The 17,737-nt window shown below is 71.8% G+C and carries 13 protein-coding genes and 1 tRNA gene; 9 read left to right on the top strand and 5 right to left on the bottom strand.

The features are described 5' to 3' along the window. Positions 1-377: 377 nt before the first annotated feature. Positions 378-1,349, top strand: a complete 972-nt coding sequence (locus K7640_RS12685) for a sulfite exporter TauE/SafE family protein (protein WP_308042531.1) — start codon at positions 378-380, stop codon at positions 1,347-1,349. A 137-nt stretch (positions 1,350-1,486) separates the two neighbouring features. Here K7640_RS12685 and K7640_RS12680 read toward each other — a convergent pair whose 3' ends face one another. Then, the gene (locus tag K7640_RS12680) at positions 1,487-2,920 is read right to left on the bottom strand and encodes a pyridoxal-dependent decarboxylase (protein ID WP_255608764.1); all 1,434 of its coding nucleotides are present in this window, start codon (positions 2,918-2,920) and stop codon (positions 1,487-1,489) included. 207 nt (positions 2,921-3,127) lie between these two features. On the opposite strand from K7640_RS12680, the gene K7640_RS12675 reads away from it, so the two are divergent. Further along, positions 3,128-5,401, top strand: a complete 2,274-nt coding sequence (locus K7640_RS12675; RefSeq protein WP_222954971.1) for a cellulose binding domain-containing protein — start codon at positions 3,128-3,130, stop codon at positions 5,399-5,401. 179 nt (positions 5,402-5,580) lie between these two features. On the opposite strand, the gene K7640_RS12670 is transcribed toward K7640_RS12675, so the two are convergent. Then, on the bottom strand, positions 5,581-6,570 hold the full coding sequence (locus tag K7640_RS12670; protein WP_222954970.1) for an LLM class flavin-dependent oxidoreductase: 990 nt from the start codon (positions 6,568-6,570) through the stop codon (positions 5,581-5,583). A 158-nt stretch (positions 6,571-6,728) separates the two neighbouring features. Between K7640_RS12670 and K7640_RS12665 the strand changes: the two genes are divergently transcribed. Further along, entirely contained in the window at positions 6,729-9,380 is a 2,652-nt protein-coding gene (locus tag K7640_RS12665) for a carbohydrate binding domain-containing protein (RefSeq protein ID WP_222954969.1), read from the top strand. 50 nt (positions 9,381-9,430) lie between these two features. Here the strand turns inward: K7640_RS12665 and K7640_RS12660 are convergent, their stop codons facing one another. Continuing rightward, positions 9,431-9,910: an Lrp/AsnC family transcriptional regulator gene (locus K7640_RS12660; protein ID WP_222954968.1), complete on the bottom strand. Its 480-nt coding sequence runs from the start codon at positions 9,908-9,910 to the stop codon at positions 9,431-9,433. Positions 9,911-10,012: 102 nt separating this feature from the next. On the opposite strand from K7640_RS12660, the gene K7640_RS12655 reads away from it, so the two are divergent. Beyond that, positions 10,013-11,170 (top strand): PLP-dependent aspartate aminotransferase family protein, encoded by a 1,158-nt coding sequence (locus K7640_RS12655; protein ID WP_222954967.1) that lies wholly within the window; start codon positions 10,013-10,015, stop codon positions 11,168-11,170. Positions 11,171-11,353: 183 nt separating this feature from the next. On the opposite strand, the gene K7640_RS30155 is transcribed toward K7640_RS12655, so the two are convergent. Together K7640_RS30155 and K7640_RS12645 are read right to left on the bottom strand one after the other, a co-directional pair. After that, entirely contained in the window at positions 11,354-11,776 is a 423-nt protein-coding gene (locus K7640_RS30155; RefSeq protein WP_255608763.1) for a hypothetical protein, read from the bottom strand. 356 nt (positions 11,777-12,132) lie between these two features. Beyond that, a tRNA-Leu gene (locus tag K7640_RS12645) sits at positions 12,133-12,215 on the bottom strand. Positions 12,216-12,295: 80 nt separating this feature from the next. Between K7640_RS12645 and K7640_RS12640 the strand changes: the two genes are divergently transcribed. The 5 genes from K7640_RS12640 (at position 12,296) to K7640_RS12620 (ending at position 17,702) form a co-directional block, all read left to right on the top strand. Then, positions 12,296-12,916, top strand: a complete 621-nt coding sequence (locus K7640_RS12640; RefSeq protein WP_088972284.1) for an ANTAR domain-containing response regulator — start codon at positions 12,296-12,298, stop codon at positions 12,914-12,916. Positions 12,917-12,976: 60 nt separating this feature from the next. Further along, positions 12,977-14,152, top strand: coding sequence for a hypothetical protein (locus tag K7640_RS12635; protein ID WP_222954965.1), 1,176 nt, complete (start codon positions 12,977-12,979; stop codon positions 14,150-14,152). Between the two features lie 226 nt (positions 14,153-14,378). After that, positions 14,379-15,542 carry a branched-chain amino acid ABC transporter substrate-binding protein gene (locus tag K7640_RS12630; protein WP_222954964.1) on the top strand — a complete coding sequence of 388 codons (1,164 nt, stop codon included), beginning with the start codon at positions 14,379-14,381 and terminating at the stop codon, positions 15,540-15,542. Between the two features lie 70 nt (positions 15,543-15,612). Next, positions 15,613-16,554 carry a branched-chain amino acid ABC transporter permease gene (locus K7640_RS12625; protein WP_222954963.1) on the top strand — a complete coding sequence of 314 codons (942 nt, stop codon included), beginning with the start codon at positions 15,613-15,615 and terminating at the stop codon, positions 16,552-16,554. 56 nt (positions 16,555-16,610) lie between these two features. Next, positions 16,611-17,702, top strand: coding sequence for a branched-chain amino acid ABC transporter permease (locus K7640_RS12620; protein ID WP_222955124.1), 1,092 nt, complete (start codon positions 16,611-16,613; stop codon positions 17,700-17,702). Positions 17,703-17,737: the final 35 nt, after the last annotated feature.

The following is a 17,737-nucleotide window of genomic DNA, read 5'->3' as shown; positions in this document are numbered from 1 at the left end:
GTGCGGTCCGCAGCCTACGAACTTGATGACGTAGACGGTTCAACCGGGGCATGGAATGCCCGGTTTGTCGGCCGCGGTGATTCGTTCACGCCATCAAGTTGGTAGGCGGTCGAGGCGGCCCTCGGCCCTCGGCCCTCGGCCCTCGGCGCTCGGCGCTCGGCGCTCGGCGCGAGGGCCGGGCGAGGCGGACCGAAAACCGCCGGGGCGATCTTCCGCTGGATGCGCCGCCTGCTGTCGTGCCCGCCAGCCACCTCCTGCCGGCCGCGTCCGTTTCGGGTCGGCCGTCTCACAAGGCGGATGAGGGCTTGACCCCGGGCCGCCCCGTGCCGCATTGTCGACCAAGTCGATAGGAGATGCCGAAAAGTCAGGGGGCGCTCGTGCGCAAGCTGCTGGTCCTCGCCCTGGTCGGGTTCGCCGCGCAACTGGTCGACGGCGCGCTCGGCATGGCGTACGGGCTGACCTCGTCGACGCTGCTGCTGCTCGCCGGGGTCGCGCCGGCTGCCGCCTCCGCCTCGGTGCACCTGGCCGAGATCGGCACCACCCTCGCCGCCGGCGTCTCGCACTGGCGCTTCGGCAACGTCGACTGGCGGGTGGTCGGCCGGATCGCGTTGCCCGGCGCGATCGGCGCGTTCGCCGGGGCCACCTTCCTCAGCTCCATCTCCACCGAGTCGGCCGCCCCGTGGATGGCCGCCATCCTGTTCACCCTCGGCGCGTACCTGCTGGTTCGCTTCTCCCGGCCGCTGCGCGCCAACCGCGCCGGCGGCCGGCTGCGCAGCCGCTTCCTCGCCCCGCTGGGACTGGTGGCCGGCTTCGTCGACGCCACCGGCGGTGGCGGCTGGGGGCCGGTCGCCACGCCGGCCCTGCTGGTTTCCGGACGGATGGAGCCGCGCAAGGTCATCGGTTCGGTGGACACCTCCGAGTTCGTGGTGGCGGGCGCCGCCAGTGTCGGTTTCCTGATCGGGCTCGGCGCGGAGGGCTTCCTGCTGCCGATCGTGGCCGCGCTGCTGGTCGGTGGCCTGATCGCCGCCCCGATCGCGGCCTGGCTGGTGCGCATCGTCCCCGCTCAGGTGCTCGGCGCCGTCGTCGGCGGGGTGATCGTGCTGACCAACGCCCGTACCCTGATGCGCGCCGGTGACCTGGGCGGCACCGCCCGCCCCGCCGTCTATGCCCTGCTCGCCGCCGGTTGGCTGGTCGCCCTGGTGCTGGCCGTGCGTGCGCTGCGCCGCACCCGCCGGGCCCGGGCCGTCGCCGCCACCGCGCTCGCGGCCCCCGCACCCACCGACCACCCCGCGCCGCCCGCCGTGGGCGACGCCGAGCCGTCGCCCACGCTGGCCGCCGTCGACCGCTGACCATCCCGGGTACGTCACCCGGGTTCGCCCGCCCGCCGAGGTCGCTCAGCTGCGCCGGTCGGTGGCCGGTGCCGCATTCCGGCCGACGCGTCGCGGTTCGCCGCCCGGCCCTTGCCCGGGTAGGCGGCCGGGCCGGGTCAGGGCGCGACCAGCTCGTCCGCGGCGCTGCTCAGCAGCTGCCACGCCTCGTCCACGTGTGCCTCGGTGGTCGACGGCGAGCCGACCGCCAGCCGCAGCGTGTACCGGCCGGCGACCCGGGTGTGCGTCAGATGCACCCGACCGGTGGCGTTCACCCGGCGCAACAACTCGGCGCTCGCCTCGTCCCCGGCGGACAGCCGGAAGCAGACCAGCGAGAACGGGTGCGCCGCCGTCAGCTCGAAGCGGTCGTCCTCGGCCACCCGCGCGGCGAACCGGTCGGCCAGCGCCACCCCGGAGCGGATGTGCGCCCGCAACCCCTCCGCGCCGTACCAACGCAGCACGAACCAGAGCTTCAGGGCGCGGAACCGGCGGCCCAGCGGCACCTGCCAGTCCCGGTAGTCGATCACCGCGCCGGATTCGCTCGCCGCGTTGCGCAGGTACTCCGGCATCACCGTCAGCGCCTCGACCAGCTCGGCCCGGTCGGCCACCCAGAACAGGTCGCAGTCGAAGCCGGTGAGCAGCCACTTGTGCGCGTCGAAACAGTACGAGTCGGCGTGTTCCAGCCCGGCGTGCGCCCAGCGCAGCTCCGGGCAGACCGCCGCCGCCCCGGCGTACGCGGCGTCGACGTGCAGCCAGACGCCGTACTCGGCGCAGATCGCGCCGATCTCCGGTAGCGGGTCCACCGCCGTGGTGGAGGTGGTGCCCACGGTTGCCACCACGATCGCCGGTACGTCCCGGGCGGCCAGGTCGGCCTCGATCGCCGCCCGCAGCGCCGTCGGGTCCATCGTTTGGCTGGCCGGGTCCACCTCGACCACGCGTACTCCCTCGGCGCCCAGCCCGGCGACCCTGGCCGCCTTCTCGATGGAGGAGTGACCCTGGGTGGAGGTGTAGGAGCGGTAGCGCCGGTCCAGGCCGTCGGTGCGCCACCGGCCCTTGCTCGCCCGGTGCAGCGCGGCGAGCGTGGCGACCAGGGTCGCCGACGACGCCGAATCCTGGATGACCCCGCCGCCCGTGCTGGTGGAGCGGAACCGCTGCGGCAGGTCCATCAGCTCGGCCAGCCAGTCCAGCATCACCGTCTCCAGCTCGGTGCAGGCCGGCCCGGTGGCCCAGAGCATCCCCTGCACCCCGAGGGCGGAGCTGACCATGTCACCGAGCACGCTGGGACCGCTGGTGTTGGCCGGGAAGTAGCCGAAGAAACCCGGATGCTGCCAATGGGTCAGCCCGGGGGTGACCAGGGTGTCCAGGTCGGCCAGCACCGCGTCCACCGGCTCGCCGCGCTCCGGCGCTGTCGGCGGCAGCGCGGCGGCCACCGTGCCCGGCGGGTCCTGGGAGGTCACCGGCCGCTCGCCGAGCGTCGACCAGTATTCGGCGATCCAGTCGACCACCGCGTAGCCGGCGCGGCGGAACTCCTCCGGGGTCATGTGCGCAGCCATGCCACGAGTCGATCAGGTCGACCGGCCCGGGGCAAGAGTGAGTCGTTGTGCGGTCACCGGGCGCTGCCCTAGCATCGGCGGTACGCGGAGCCGAACAACGGACGTCGATACGTCCGTCCCCCGTCGTTCCGCGCGGCGCAGCCGCTGGCCCCGGGCAGGCCGGCGTCGCAGCACGCCCCGCGCACACCTCCTCCGGAGGCCATTTCCGTGCACCCCAGCACAGCACGCTGCCGTACCCTGCTGCTCGCCGTGGCCGCGGCAGGCACCCTCACCGCCGCCGGCCTGACCACCGTGACTGCCTCCGCGGCCGCGGCCGGTTGCCGGGTCGACTACCGGATCACCAACCAGTGGGGCGGCGGCTTCGGCGCCGACGTCACCGTGACCAACCTCGGCGACCCGGTCAACGGCTGGACGCTCGGCTGGAGCTTCACCGCCGGCCAGCAGGTCACCCAGGCCTGGAACGCCACGGTCAGCCAGTCCGGCACCCAGGTCACCGCCCGCGACGCCGGCTACAACGGGGCCATCGGCACCGGCGGCACCGCGAACTTCGGCTTCAACGCCTCGTGGAACAACACCACCAACCCGGCCCCGGCCGCCTTCACGCTCAACGGCACCACCTGCACCGGCGCGCCGCCGACCTCGACGCCGACCACCGCACCACCACCCACCACCGCACCACCTCCCACCACCGCCCCGCCACCCACCACGCCGCCGCCGACCACCCCACCGGCCGGCGCCAAGCAGATGGAGAAGCTGGACCGAGGGCTGGTCAGCGTCCGCTCCGGCTCCGGGAACCTGGTCTCCTGGCGGCTGCTCGGCACCGAGACCTCGGGCGTGGCGTTCAACCTCTACCGCGGCGCCACCAGGGTCAACGCCAGCCCGATCACCGGCGCCACCAGCTACCTGGACGGCGGCGCGGCGGCCGGGTCCGCGTACACCGTGCGGGCCGTGGTGGACGGCGCCGAGCAGGCGGCGTCGGCCCCGGCGCTCCAGTTCGCCAACGGCTACCTGGACGTGCCGATCCAGGCCCCGCCGGGCGGCACCACGCCCAGCGGCGAGGCGTACAGCTACTCGGCCAACGACGCGAGCGTCGGTGACCTCGACGGCGACGGCCGCTACGAGTTCGTGCTCAAGTGGGACCCGTCCAACAGCAAGGACAACTCGCAGTCCGGCTACACCGGCAACGTCTACGTCGACGCCTACACCCTGACCGGCGCCCGGCTGTGGCGGATCGACCTGGGCCGCAACATCCGCGCCGGCGCCCACTACACCCAGTTCCAGGTGTACGACTACGACGGCGACGGGGACGCCGAGGTGGCCATGAAGACCGCCGACGGCACCCGCTCCGGCACCGGCCAGGTGATCGGCTCCGCGTCGGCCGACCACCGCAACTCCAGCGGCTACGTGCTCGCCGGCCCCGAGTACCTGACCATGTTCGACGGCCGCACCGGCGCCGCCCTGTCCACCGTCGACTACGACCCGCCGCGCGGCACCGTCTCCTCCTGGGGCGACTCGTACGGCAACCGGGTCGACCGGTTCCTCGCCGGCACCGCCTATCTGGACGGTCAGCGCCCCTCGCTGATCATGGCGCGTGGCTACTACACCCGCGCGGTCATCGCCGCCTGGGACTTCCGCAACGGCGCGCTGACCAAGCGCTGGACGTTCGACTCCAACGCCGCCGGCAACGGCGCCGCCGCCGGTCAGGGCAACCACCAGCTCTCCGTCGCCGACGTGGACAACGACGGCCGCCAGGAGATCGTGTACGGGGCGGCCACGATCGACGACAACGGCCGCCTGCTCTATTCCACCGGCAACGGCCACGGCGACGCCCTGCACGTCGGCGACCTCGACCCGTCCCGCGCCGGCCTGGAGGTCTTCAAGGTCGACGAGGACGGCAGCAAGCCCAGCTCGTGGATGTCCGACGCGCGTACCGGCCAGCTTCTCTGGCAGACCGCGCCGAACGGCGACAACGGCCGGGGCGTCTCCGCCGACGTCTGGGCCGGCAGCCCCGGCGCGGAGTCCTGGTCGTCGGCGGTCGACGGCCTGCTCAACACCCGTGGGCAGAACGTCGGCCGCAAGCCCTCGTCGGCGAACTTCCTGATCTGGTGGGACGGCGACCCGGTCCGCGAGCTGCTCGACGCCACCAAGATCGACAAGTACGGCACCGGGGGCGAGACCCGGCTGCTCACCGGCAGCAACGTCGCCTCCAACAACGGCACCAAGTCCACCCCGGCGCTCTCCGCCGACCTGTTCGGCGACTGGCGCGAGGAGGTGGTCTGGCGCACCGCCGACAGCACCGCGCTGCGCGTCTACAGCACGCCCGTCACCACCGGGCTGCGGCTGCCCACCCTGATGCACGATCCGCAGTATCGGGTCGCGATCGCCTGGCAGAACACCGCCTACAACCAGCCGCCGCACCCGGGCTTCTTCCTGGGCGACGGCATGAGCACGCCGCCTGCGCCGAACATCTATCTGCGCTGAGGCCGAAACGGCAGGCACCGGGCCGCCGACCGCGGAATCCGCACAGTCGGCGACCCGGTGCACCACACCGCGGCATTCCCGACCCGTCCCGACCGGGAATGCCGTACCACCACCGGGGATAAAGCTATGCGTTGTGCGCGACGCTGCGGTGACGTGGCTATGAAGAGCGTGTTTCGGCCCTACCGGCGCAGGCCACCGGCCACCTTCTCGGCGATCAGCTCGAACGAGCGCACCCGGTCGGCCACGTCGTACACCATCGTGGTCAGCATCAGCTCGTCGGCGGCCGTGCGCTCCAGCAGCGCACCGAGCTGCCGGGCCACGGTCTCCGGCGAGCCGGTCGCCTGGCCGTCCCGGCGCTGGGCGACGAACTCCCGCTCGAACTCCGAGTACGGGTAGGCGGCCGCCTCCTCCGGCGTCACCAGCGGCTCGGGCCGCCCCGACCGCAGCTTGAGGAACGACAGGCCGGCCGGGCCGGCCAGCCACTCCGCCCGCTCGTCGGTCTCCGCGCACACCGCGTTCACCGCCACCATCGCGTACGGCCGGTCCAGCCACTGCGACGGCCGGAAGCTCTGCCGGTAGAGCTGCAACGCCGGGACGGTGTTCTGCGCGCTGAAGTGGTGCGCGAACGAGAACGGCAGCCCGAGCAGGCCGGCCAACTGGGCGCTGAACCCGCTGGATCCGAGCAGCCAGACCGCCGGCGACTGGCCCCGACCCGGGGTCGCGGTGATCGGGCCCGGCTCGGCGCCGCTGAAGTAGTTCATCAGGTCGGCCAGCTCGCGCGGGAAGTGCTCCGCCGACAGCCCCTCCATGGTCCGGCGCAGCGCCAGCGCGGTCACCTGGTCGGTGCCCGGCGCGCGGCCGATGCCCAGGTCGATCCGGCCCGGGTGCAGCGCCTCCAGGGTGCCGAACTGCTCGGCCACCACCAGCGGCGCGTGGTTGGGCAGCATCACCCCGCCCGAGCCCAGCCGGATGGTGCTGGTGTGGGCGGCCAGGTGCGCCAGCAGCACCGCCGGCGCCGAGCTGGCGATGGCCGGCATGTTGTGGTGCTCAGCCACCCAGAACCGCCGGTAGCCCAGCTCCTCGGTGCGGCGGGCCAGCGCGGTGGTGTGCCGCAGCGCCTCACCGGCGGAGCCGGTCGCGGCGACCGGAGCAAGATCAAGAACAGACATCGGTACGTCGATCACGACTGTGGCCAACGTGCGGCCCGCCCGAATTGTTCCACCAGAATCTGTCGCCGCGCTCCGAACAGGACACGGGGTCATGGAACGGACGCGGATGCCCTATCGTTAGCCAGCCCTGATCACCCCTCTCCACAGGAGCAGTCACTTTGAGTAACCGACGAGACCGGCGCGCCGGGTACCGGCGGACCGTCGCGGTCGCCGCGGCGCTGCTGCTCGGCGCGCTGGCCGGAGTGTCGCCGCCCGCGCAGGCCGCAGATCGCGCCTTCGTCAACGGCAGCTTCGAAAGCGGCCTGACCGGCTGGAAGCAGTTCGGGGTGGGCGGCAACACCGTCACCACCGAGAAGGCCTCCGACGGATCCACCAGCCTCAAGATCGCCGACGGCAGCACCGAGACCGGCACCGGGCTGGAGACCGCGGGCACGGCCAGCACGCCGGCCATGCAGGTCGTCGCCGGCGCCTCCTACACGGCCTTCGCGAAGTTCTGGGTCGACGAGGAGGCGACGCCCCAGCTCTACCTGCGCTTCTACGACGCGAACGGCGGATACCTGACCAGCGCCATCACCGCGTTCAGCGGCACCCGGGGCGGGTGGAGCCCCATCCGGGTGACCGGCACGGCCCCGACCGGCAGCGCCTTCATGTCCGTGCTGCCCTACTCCTCGGGCGGCAGCAAGGGCACCTTCTACGTCGACGAGGTGGCGGTCAGCAACCAGGGCGAGAGCGTCTACGTCGGCGCGCAGGTCGACGCCGGCCAGGTCAACGCCAGCACCTTCGGCATCGGCACCGACCAGAACAAGGTGTACGGCGTCTTCACCGGCTCCAGCGACACCACCAACAACCCGGCCAAGCTGGCCACCGTCGACGTGGACACCAACGCCGTGGTGGACACCCCGCAGAAGCTGCCGGGCGCGGCCGGCGGCTGGGCGGCCACCACCGCCACCGACGGCTCGGTCTACGTCGGCACCTACCACAACGCCGGCCTGTACCGGTACCTCCCCGGCACCAAGTCGCTGATCTCGCTCGGCTCCGCCGTGCCCGAGTCCAAGGAGAGCTACGTCTGGGACCTCGCCCCGGGGCGGGGCGGCCGGATCTACGGCGGCACCTACAACACCGCCGGCTTCTTCAGCTACGCGCCGGGTGACCCGGGAGACACCATCACCACGGTCGGCAGCGTGCCGTTCTGGCCGGGCAAGACCTACGTGCGCGCGCTGGCCTTCGACCCGGAGTCGGGCCAGACCGGGCACACCGGCCGCACCTTCCTGGGGGTGGGCACCCCGGCCGCGCTGCTCAGCTACGACCGGGACAGCGGAAAGACGTACGACATCACCGTCGGCGGCCACGCGGACGAGGCCACCGTCGGCGGCATGACCTGGACCGGCAACCGGCTTTTCGTGGTCTGGGGCAGCGGAAAGCTCTCCGTCCTGCGCGTCGACGAGAACGCGAACGGGGTGCCGTCCGCGGTCGAGGAGGCGACCTTCGCCAACTCGGCCCTGACCGTCGCGCCCGCCCGCGACGGCAAGGTCTACGTAATGAGCAGCAACCAGCTCAAGGTCTACGACATCGCGAACCCCGGCGCGGGCCTGACCGGCGTCACCGACGGGGCCGGGCAGCCGATCGGCACCTTCCTCACCGTCAACAGCCTCGGCTGGGTGCAGATGAAAGCCACCTCCCTGCCCGGTGAGACGCTCGTGGTCGTCGGCCACGGCTCGGACGGCAAGAGCTACCTGTTCAAGTACAACCCGACCACCAACTGGAGCGAGACCCGGGAGATCGCCGGCGCGCCGCTGCTCGCCATGGACATCAGCGCCATCGGCACCGGCCCGGACGGCCGGATCTACAGCGGCGGCTTCCTCACCGGCGGCATCGGGGTCTACCAGCCCATCCGTGGCGACGCCGCCGAGATCACCCCGGACGCCCCGACCAGGCGCGGCGTCACCCAGGCCGAGACGATCACCACCCAGGGCAGCCGGATGTACATCGGCGCCTACCCGCACGCCAAGGTCTACGAGTACGACCCGGCGCGGCCGTGGAACTGCCCCCGGCAGGGCAACGCCGTGCTGAGGTGCACCGGCCTGCCGGAGAGCAACCCCCGGGAGCTCCCGCTGGACCTGGGCAGCAAGGACAACTACCAGGACCGGCCGTACGCCATCACGACGGGCGGCGGCAAGCTCTTCGTCGGCACCGTACCCAAGTCCAACTCGCACAGGGGCGCGCTCACCGTCGCCAACCTGGACGGCTCGGCCGCGGAGGTCAAGGTGGACTTCGTGCCCGACCAGAGCGTCGTCTCGCTGGTCTACCTCAACGGCAAGCTCTACGGCGGCAGCTCCATCCGGGGCGGGCTCGGCGTCGAGCAGAAGCCCACCCAGTCGTGCGCCGAGTTCTTCGTCTACGACCCGGTCACCAAGCAGAAGACCGTGCCCAGCCCGTGCCTCGGGCGCTCGGCCCTGGCGGACAAGATCACCGCCATCACCGCGCTCGCCGAGGTGGGCGGCAAGATCTGGGGCATCGGCGAGGGCTACCTCTTCGTGTACGACCCGGCCACCAACAAGGTCACGTCGGTCGAGAGCATCCTCGACATCAACTACGACAACGGCATCTACGAGGACGCCAAGCTCCTCACGATCCCGCAGGACACCGCGAACGTGTACGGCCTCGCCGGCGACACGCTGTTCAAGATCAACCGGAGTACCCGGAAGCTGACGGTGCTGGACACCAACGTCGGCGCGGAACACCTCGCCTCGGACAGCTGGGGCAACCTGTACTACACCAAGAACCACCGGCTCTACCGCTTCACCCCCTGACCGGTGCCGCCGGTGGGTGGGGCCTGACCCGCCCACCCACCGGCGCGCGGTCAGCCGAGCCCGCGCGCCTGCTCGAAGATCAGGCTGGTCTGGGTGTGCTGCACCGCCGGATCGACGGCCAGCTGATCCAGCACGAAGTCGCGCAGTGCGTCACCGGAGGCGGCCCGCACGTGCAGCACGTAGTCCTCCGCGCCCGCCACGTGGAACACCGACACCACCCCGGGCAGCCGCACCGAACGGGCCCGGAACGCGTCCACCGCCGCCCGCTCGTGCGCCGTCAGGCGCACCGACACCAGCGCCTGCAACGGCAGGCCCACCGCCGCCGGATCCACCTCGGCGTGGAACCCCCGGATGGCGCCACACTCCCGCAGCGCCCGGGTCCGGGTCAGGCAGGTCGACGGGGCCACCCCGACCCGCTCGGCCAGGGCGTTGTTGGGCAGCCGGCCGTCGGCGGCCAGCTCGGTCAGGATCGCGCGGTCGGTGTCGTCCAGGGCGGCGAACCGCCGTACATCGTTCGGTGCGAGGGGCATCCGGCCATCCTCCACCGAACCACTCCGCCCCGAAAGCCCTCGTTGCAGAATCTTGTTCGGATCTCTTGCCCTTGATGGGCCTGATGTTCGACGCTTCCGGCCATGACGACCCTGGACACCCGAGCCGTGCACGCCGGACGCGACGACCTGTCCGCCCTCGGGGTCCACGTCCCACCCATCGACCTGTCCACCACCAACCCGCTGCCCGGCGTAGCCAGCGGCGGCGACGCCTACGAGACCCTCGCCACCGGCGGCACCATGGCCGGCGCCGCCAGCGCCGTCTACCAGCGGCTCTGGAACCCCACCGTGGCCCGCTTCGAGACCGCGCTCGCCGAACTCGAAGGCACCACCGACGCCGTCGCCTACGCCAGCGGCATGGCCGCCCTCACCGCCGCGCTGCTCGCCGCCACCCGCGACGGCAAGCGACACGTCGTCGCCGTCCGCCCCCTCTACGGCGGCACCGACCACGTGCTCGCCACCGGTCTGCTCGGCACCGAGGTCAGCTGGGCCCGCCCGGACCAGGTCGCCGCCGCCGTACGCCCCGACACCGCCCTGGTCATCGTCGAGACCCCGGCCAACCCCACCCTCGACCTGGTCGACATCGCCGCCCTCGCCGCAGCCGCCGGGGACACCCCGCTGCTCGTCGACAACACCGTCGCCACCCCCGTGCTCCAGCAGCCCGCCCGGCACGGCGCCACCCTGGTGCTGCACAGCGCCACCAAGAGCATCGGCGGTCACGGCGACGTGCTCGCCGGCGTCATCGCCTGCGACGCCGAGTGGGCCGCCCGGCTACGCCAGGTCCGCGCCGTCACCGGCGCGATCCTGCACCCGCTCGGCGCGTACCTGCTGCACCGCGGCCTGCAGACCCTGCCGCTGCGGGTCCGCGCCCAGCAGGCCGGCGCCGAGAAACTCGCCGCCTGGCTCGCCGAGCACCCGGCCGTCGAACGGGTCCACCACCCCAGCGCGCACGACCCGGCCGGGCTCGTCGGCCGGCAGATGTCCGGCACCGGCAGCCTGCTCGCCTTCGAGGTACGCGGCGGCGCGCCCGCCGCGGCCGCCGTCGCGGACGCCTGCCGGCTGATCACCCACGCGGTGTCACTGGGCGGGGTCGACACCCTGATCCAGCACCCGGCGTCGCTCACCCACCGGCCGGTGGAGGGGGAGGCCAAGCCGTGCGGCGGGCTGCTGCGGATCTCGGTCGGCCTGGAGGACCCGGAGGACCTGCGGGCGGACCTGGCCCGGGCGCTCGGCGCCCTCTGACCGGCCCTGTGAGGGGCGACTTGCGGCGTGTCGGGGTGTCGGGGGCGGCGGATGGGCCGGCTTCCGGCATGTCGCGGTGCCCAGGGCGGCGGAGAGATCGGCTTGCGGCGTGTCGGCGGTGTCCGTCAGCGGGGGGGACAGGCCGAGGTGCCGCATGTCGTGGCGAGCAGCGTCCGCGATGCGTCAGGACTTCGGCCCGACGTGGCGGTCGAGGGCGGCGACGGCCTCTCGCCGGGCGACCGACAGGGAGTTGCGGCGGTTCATCCGCCAGGCGATGCCGAGCAGGTCGAGACCCCACTGGCAGAGGCCCATGATGTCGGTCGACTCGTTGGTGAACATGTAGCGCGGGTAGGCGTACTGCTTGCCCCGGACGGTGACCCGGTTGGAAATGCGGCAGCCGTCGGAGTGGAAGAGGCCGCGCAGGAAGTCGCCCGGGTGCGCCTCGACAATGGTCCGCTGCCAGTCGGCCAGGACGATCGGGCGCTCGTGCTTCTTGCCGGGCCCGTGCTGCGGCAGCAGGCACGGCCAGTGCCTGCCGTAGCTCTGAACGGCGACGCAGCCCTCCTTCTGCACCCGTTGCACCGAGGTGGCCAGGACGTTCTTCATCGCGTTCTCGCACGCCGATATGAGCTCGGGCCAAGCGTCGGCACAGTAGATGCGAAGCACCGGAACCCGCGCCAGGACGAGGTGCCCGTCGCCGAGGTAGAGACCGAGTAGGTAGGCGTACTGCCCGGGGCTTGTCGGAAAGTCGACGTCATCGCGGCAGCGGAAACAACGGATCGCCGTGCCCAATTGCTTCGGCTCTGGCCGGTCCTTGCACCAGTGTTGAACGGTGGGATAGGGCAGCCCTACCGCCCGGGCGGCCTCGGCGACCGTCGCCCCGGCGAGGTACATGCTTCGGGCTCGGGCGCGAATCTCGGGTGGATGCACAGCAGCATCATCGAACAGGTGTATGACAGAAGTGCCGGGAGCGGGACTCGAACCCGCAAGCCCTTTCGGGCAGAAGTGTTTGAGACTTCCGTGTATTCCGTTCCACCATCCCGGCGAGTTGCGGTAACTGTACCGGACTAGGCTCATGCGGGAGCATGGTGGTAGCCGTACTGGGATCGATGGTGGGAGTGGCTCGTGGCCGAGACGCAGACGGATGCCGAGCGCAGGCGGGTGTTGATCGCCGAGGACGAGGCGCTCATCCGACTGGACCTGGCCGAGATGCTGGTCGAGGAGGGCTACGAGGTCGTCGGCGAGGCCGGCGACGGCGAGACCGCCGTCCGGCTGGCCGAGGAACTGAAGCCGGATCTGGTCATCCTCGACATCAAGATGCCGATCATGGACGGGCTGGCCGCCGCCGAGCGGATCGCCGGCGCGCGGATCGCCCCGGTGATCATCCTGACCGCGTTCAGCCAGCGGGATCTGGTCGAGCGGGCGCGGGCCGCGGGCGCGATGGCCTACCTGGTCAAGCCGTTCCAGAAGAGCGACCTGGTCCCGGCGGTCGAGATCGCGCTGTCCCGCTACTCGGAGATCGCCGCGCTGGAGGCGGAGGTGGCCGGTCTCACCGACCGGCTGGAGATCCGCAAGACGGTCGAGCGGGCCAAGGGGGCCCTGATGACGACATACGGGATGACCGAGCCGCAGGCGTTCAAGTGGATCCAGCGCACCGCGATGGACCACCGGATGACCATGAAGGAGGTCGCCGAGCGGATCCTCGCCGAGACCGCCGGCGGCGAGGTGGCGCAGCCGACCGCCTGACCCGCGTACGCCCGGCCGCGGTGACTCCCGCGGACCGGCGCTGATCGATACCATCCGGGTGTGTCCCCTCGGCGTGCCCTCGCGGCGCTCGGCGTTCTCGCCGTGCTGGTGGCCGGCTGCGATCCCGCCGCCGGCGGTGACGACGGCGCGCCGGAGCCGGTGCGGCCGGGCTGGCGCGAGTTGACCCTGCCCGCGCCGCCGGGCCCGCCGGGCCGGGTGCAGGTGCGCGACGCGGCGGCCTGCGGCGGCCGGTGGTTCGTGGTGGGCGGGGTCGCTGACGCCGCGGGGGAGACCCGTCCGGCGGCCTGGTCCAGCGTGGACGGTGCGACGTGGACGGCGCTGGCGTTGCATCCGCGGACCTATTACGGCGAGCGGCATGTGTTCTACTCGGCGGCCTGCCGGGACGGTCGGGTGGCGCTGCTCGGCGCGAAGCGCGGGGGCGCGCACGCCAACCCGCGGACGAGCAGTTGGCGGCAGTTGCCGGATGGCTCGCTGGACGAGGTGATCGCGCCGTTCGACCTGTTCGGCGGCCCGTACGCGGTGGACGTGGCGCGGATGGTCGCCGGCGGGCGGGGTTGGTTGATCACCGGCAACCGGACCAGCGGCGCCGCGGTGTGGTGGTCGTCCGACTCGGCCCGGTTCACCCTCGTCGAGCGGGAGCCGCAGCTCGCCTCGGACGGCGCGGGGGAGACGTGGAACTTCGACGCGGTGGAGACCGCCGCCGGCTGGCTCTCGGTGGGTGGGATCGTGCCCGCCGGTCGGGTGGATCGTGACCCGCTGGCCTGGATCTCGCCGGACGGGGTGGCCTGGCGCCGGGTGCCGGTGCCGGGCGGGCCGGAGTACGACGAGTTGCAGCGGGTGGTGGCGCTGGACGGCCGGCCGGTGGCGGTGGGGCTGCGGGGCCGCGCGTTCGGGGCCTGGCGGGCCGACGGTGATCCGGGCGGGGCGTGGCGGGCGGCGGGCGGGTTCGGCCGGCCGCGGGCCGACGGGATTCCGGGGGTACGGGGTCTGGCGGTCACCGGCGCTACGCTGTGGGCGGCCACCACGGACGGCTTCGCGTACGCGGTGTGGCGGTCGGTGGACGGCGGGGACGCCTGGGTGCCGGTGACGCTGCCCGGGCCGGCGCCGGCCGGGGCGGAGCGGGCGGTGGCCCTGCTCGGCGCGGGTGACGACCTGCTGCTGCTGATCGACGACGGGCAGCGGAGTCGGGTGTTCCTGGCGCGTTTGACCGATTGATGAGTCCTGCGTGTGACGGATCAGGACCTATCAACGCTCTTGTTCGTAACGTTTTGGCAAGCCTCTCTCGCAGGCCTTCCGGAGCCATTTGCTGCTCCAGTACGCTCCGCCATCACGAGCCGTAACGCGGGTGTGCGGATTCTCACCGGGCGTCGGCAGTGTGACGAGCACGACCGACCGCTCACCGGTTCCGGCGTGCCCGCGATCTGGAGGAGGTCAGAAAGCCGTGAGGCGTAATTTCGTACGGGCGCTGGGCGCCGTGGGGCTGGCCGCGGCGATGTTCGCCGCGGCTGGGTGCCAGGACTCGGGCGGCAATGGCGGCGACAACGCCGCGGGCGGCGACAACAAGTGCGGTGGCAAGGTCGCCATCTTCGGCGCCTTCACCGGCCCGAACTCGGGCCTCGTGCTGCCGTCGCTGAACGGCGCGAAGCTGGCTTTCAAGCAGTTCAGCGAGAAGAACCCGGACTGCAAGGTCGAGCTCAAGGAGTTCGACACCACGGGTGACCCGACCCAGGCCACCCCGGTGGCGAACCAGGTCGCCCAGGACCAGTCCTTCGTGGCGGTGATCGGTGGTCACTTCTCGGGTGAGACCAAGGCGACCATGCCGATCTACGAGGCCGCCGGCCTGGTGATGGTGAGCCCGTCGGCCACCGCCGCCGAGCTGACCACCCAGGGCAACAAGGCGTTCCACCGGGTCGTCGGTAACGACGCCACCCAGGGCGCCGCGGCCGTGACGTACCTGAACGACGTGCTCAAGCCGAACAAGGTCTTCGTGATCGACGACGGCCAGCCGTACGGCGCGGGCATCATCAACGAGGTCAAGAAGGGTCTCGGCCCGAAGGTCGTGGCCAGCGACAAGGTGCAGACCGACCAGACCAACTTCGACGCCACCATCTCGAAGATCAAGGCGTCGGGTGCGGACGCGATCGCCTACGGCGGTTACACCAACGAGGCGGCCCCGCTGCTCAAGCAGGCCCGCGCGGCGGGTGTGACGGCCAAGTTCCTCGGCTTCGACGGCCTCTACGACCCGGGCTTCCCGGCCGGTGCGGGCGCGGGCGCCGAGGGCGCGATCGTGACCTGCCCCTGCCTCCCGGCCAGCGAGGCCGGCGGCACCTTCTCCGCCGACTACGAGAAGGAGTACGGCCAGGCGCCGGGCTCCTACGGCGCTGAGGGCTTCGACGGCGCGAACGTGCTGCTGGACGGCTTCAAGGAGGGCAAGACCTCCCGCAAGGACCTGATGGAGTGGGTGGACTCCTACGACAAGCAGGGCGTGTCCAAGTACATCAAGTTCGACGACGCCGGCGACGTGGAGAAGTCCAAGGTCGTGATCTGGGCCTACGAGATCAAGGGCGGCAAGATCGAGCCTCAGCAGGAGATCAAGCTCAGCTGAGCCGGATCCGTGACAGCGGCCGGGGGGCCTGGCGGTCCCCCGGCCGTACGCGGGTAAAAGAGGAGATTTCGTGAACTTCGATGAACTCTTCGGGCATCTGGGTCAGCACACGGTGGACGGTTTGGCGAAGGGCTCGATCTACGCCCTCGTCGCACTGGGCTACACGCTGGTCTACGGTGTGCTGAGGCTGATCAACTTCGCCCACGCCGAGGTATTCATGGTGGGCACCTTCACCATCGTGGGGGTGTGGAGCCTGATGGGCGCGACCGACTCGCCGCCCCTGGGCACGTTGATCCTGCTGCTCGTGGCGGGTCTGCTCGCAGCCGCGGCGGCCTCCGGCCTGACCGCGGTGGCGGTGGAACGGATCGCGTACCGCCGGCTGCGGCGGATGAACGCGCCACCGCTGATCTTCCTGATCACCGCGATCGGCCTGTCCCTGGTGATGTCCGAGGCGTTCGGCCTCTGGCAGGGGCGGCTGGTGGTCGGCATGCCGACCGTGCTGGAGCGGCGGGTGGTCTTCTCCATCGCCGGCACGGACGTGACCAACACCCAGCTGCTCACCGTCGTCGCCGCGCTGATCATGATGGCCGGGCTCGACATGTTCATCAACCGCACCCGGTACGGCCGGGGCGTGCGGGCGGTGGCACAGAACCCGGACACCGCCGCGCTGATGGGCGTCAACAAGGACCGGGTGATCGCGCTCATCTTCCTGCTGGGCGGCCTGCTGGCCGGCGCGGCCGCGCTGCTGTGGGCGGTCCGCTACGGCAACACCAAATTCAACGTGGGCTTCATCCTGGGCCTGAAGGCGTTCACCGCGGCCGTGCTCGGCGGCATCGGCAACCTGCGCGGCGCGCTGCTGGGCGGCCTGCTGCTCGGCGTGGTCGAGGTGTACGCGGCGACGCTTACCTCGTCCAACTGGGAGGACGTCGCGGCGTTCGTGGTGCTGGTCGTCGTCCTGCTGTTCCGCCCGACCGGCCTGCTCGGTGAGTCTCTGGGGAGGGCCCGCGCATGACCACCACGACGACCCGCAAGCGGCCGCTGGACGGCCTGCGCAACGCCACGCACGGCATGGGCGACCGGTTCCACGCGCTGCCGAAGTGGCAGCGCGGGCTGACCTTCCTCGCCTTCGTGGCCTTCCTGTACTACCTGCCGCTGCTCGGCATCCCCGGCCTCACCTGGCTGCGGACCGACTCCATCGAGGGCGGCAACAACTGGGCGGGTGTGCTCTTCATCTGCGCGGTGTACGTGCTCATCGCGATCGGCCTGAACGTGGTCATCGGTCTGGCCGGCCTGCTCGACCTGGGCTACGTCGGCTTCTTCGCCGTCGGCGCGTACAGCGTGGCGCTGTTCGGCTCGACGCAGTCGCCGGTGGTGCAGGCCCTGCAGAACCGGTTCGACATGCCACAGGGATGGGCGGTGGCGTGGGCGATCTGTATCCCCATCGCCATCGCGCTGACGCTGATCTCCGGGGTGATCCTGGGCTGGCCGACGCTGCGGCTGCGCGGCGACTACCTGGCCATCGTCACGCTCGGCTTCGGCGAGATCATCCGGATCGTGGTCCGCAACGTGGAGTGGTCCGGTGGTCCGGCCGGGGTCGCCGGGATTCCCGGCCCGGAGGGTCCGCCGTCGTCGGACAACACCGTCTTCGGCCTGATCGACGCCAAGCCGTGGTACTGGCTGGCGCTCACCTCGGTGCTGGTGCTGGTGTTCGCGGTGCGCCGGCTGGAGAACAGCCGGGTCGGCCGGGCCTGGCTGGCGGTCCGCGAGGACGAGGACGCGGCCGCGGTGATGGGCGTGTACCCGTTCAAGTTCAAGCTGTGGGCGTTCGCCATCGGCGCGGCGCTGGGCGGTGTGTCCGGCGCGCTGTTCGCCAGCCGGCAGGGCTTCATCGAGCCCAACCAGTTCAACGCCCAGCTGTCCATCCTGTTCGTGGCGATGGTGGTGGTCGGCGGCGCCGGCAACATGGCCGGCGTGGCGCTGGGCGCGTTCCTGCTGGCGTACCTGCCGGAGCGGTTCCGGGACTTCGCCGAGTGGCGGTTCTTCGCCTTCGGCCTGGCGCTGGTGCTGGTGATGCTGCTGCGTCCGCAGGGCCTGATTCCGAGCCGTCGGCGGGCCCGTGAGCTCAAGGACCGTGCCGAGGAGGTGCCGGCCAGTGTCTGACCAGAAGCCCGATGTGCAGCCCACCAAGCAGGCGG

The organism is Micromonospora sp. PLK6-60, assembly GCF_019890675.1.
In the GTDB taxonomy this organism is placed as follows: domain Bacteria; phylum Actinomycetota; class Actinomycetes; order Mycobacteriales; family Micromonosporaceae; genus Micromonospora.
The sequence above is the reverse complement of the archived record's forward strand: the minus strand, read 5'-3'. Positions and strand labels throughout refer to the sequence as shown.

Bases quoted from the DNA above. Each gene is read 5' to 3' on its own strand.
- K7640_RS12680 (WP_255608764.1), bottom strand. From the start codon at position 2,920: ATGGCTGCGCACATGACCCCGGAGGAGTTCCGCCGCGCCGGCTACGCG.
- K7640_RS12670 (WP_222954970.1), bottom strand. From the start codon at position 6,570: ATGTCTGTTCTTGATCTTGCTCCGGTCGCCGCGACCGGCTCCGCCGGT.
- K7640_RS12660 (WP_222954968.1), bottom strand. From the start codon at position 9,910: ATGCCCCTCGCACCGAACGATGTACGGCGGTTCGCCGCCCTGGACGAC.
- K7640_RS12655 (WP_222954967.1), top strand. From the start codon at position 10,013: ATGACGACCCTGGACACCCGAGCCGTGCACGCCGGACGCGACGACCTG.
- K7640_RS30155 (WP_255608763.1), bottom strand. From the start codon at position 11,776: ATGAAGAACGTCCTGGCCACCTCGGTGCAACGGGTGCAGAAGGAGGGC.
- K7640_RS12620 (WP_222955124.1), top strand. From the start codon at position 16,611: ATGGGCGACCGGTTCCACGCGCTGCCGAAGTGGCAGCGCGGGCTGACC.